This window comes from Pontimicrobium sp. MEBiC01747 (assembly GCF_053601635.1).
This window is the reverse complement of sequence record NZ_JBSHNS010000351.1, coordinates 1-458: the sequence shown is the minus strand read 5'-3', so window position 1 is coordinate 458 and position 458 is coordinate 1. Positions and strand designations below refer to the sequence as shown.

At 44.5% G+C, this 458-nt stretch carries 1 protein-coding gene; it reads left to right on the top strand.

The window, feature by feature from the left end:
* A partial coding sequence (locus tag ACVC2P_RS11345; RefSeq protein ID WP_452598586.1) for a hypothetical protein occupies positions 1-458 on the top strand: 458 nt, incomplete at both ends.

The following is a 458-nucleotide window of genomic DNA, read 5'->3' as shown; positions in this document are numbered from 1 at the left end:
GATGCCGCAGTTAACCCATTACCAACACTATACACCAATGTTGTTAATGCCCAAACCATCTATGTAAGAGCCTCAATAGACCTTACAAGTTGCTACGACACCATCACCCTAGACCTAAGAGTCAACCCATTACCATCACCCGTAGCTACACCCGTAGCCTACCAAGAATGTGATGACGATAACGATGGCTTTACCAGCTTTGATTTAGAAAGCCAAAGCGCAACAATCATTAATGGCGAGCCAGGAGTAACAGCCACCTATTATGAAACCATGGACGATGCCCAAAACATGATTAACCCACTAAGCAGTCCATACAATAATATTGTAGCCAACACCCAAACCATCTATGTCGTTGTTACCAATACAGGCACCATGACTACACCAGCCACAGGCTGTTTTACCATAGTAGAGCTCCCATTAGAAGTCTTACCAGCACCAGTAGTAGACTTAGAAGCCGA